Below are 300 nucleotides of genomic sequence, written 5' to 3'. Positions count from 1 at the left end.
CGAGGCCGGAAGCGCCCCCGATGGGGATGTAGCGGAAGGGAACGCCGCCTCCGGCCCGCAGCTCGCGGATCTTCGCGCGCACGGCGTCGTCGCAGGCATCGAGCACGGCCACACCGCCGCTGACGCCCAGATTGGCGAGCACCTTCCACTTGGCCGCGGCGTAGGCCTCAAGGCTGCCGCGCCAGTAAAGATGGTCCGGCGTGATGTTGAGCACCAGGGCCACATCCGGCGCGAACAGGCGCGTCGAGGCCAGCTGGTAGCTGGAGGTCTCCGCCACGTACACGTCGGTGTTCCCGGCGG

The 300-nt window shown here is 70.3% G+C and carries 1 protein-coding gene; it reads right to left on the bottom strand.

The features are described from left to right. Positions 1–300: Mur ligase family protein (locus tag NE591_RS14470; protein WP_256157012.1), on the bottom strand; the 300-nt coding region annotated here is incomplete at both ends.

It is taken from the genome of Adlercreutzia sp. DFI.6.23, from assembly GCF_024462535.1.
Lineage (GTDB): Bacteria > Actinomycetota > Coriobacteriia > Coriobacteriales > Eggerthellaceae > Adlercreutzia > Adlercreutzia rubneri.
This window is presented reverse-complemented; position numbering and strand designations above follow the sequence as displayed.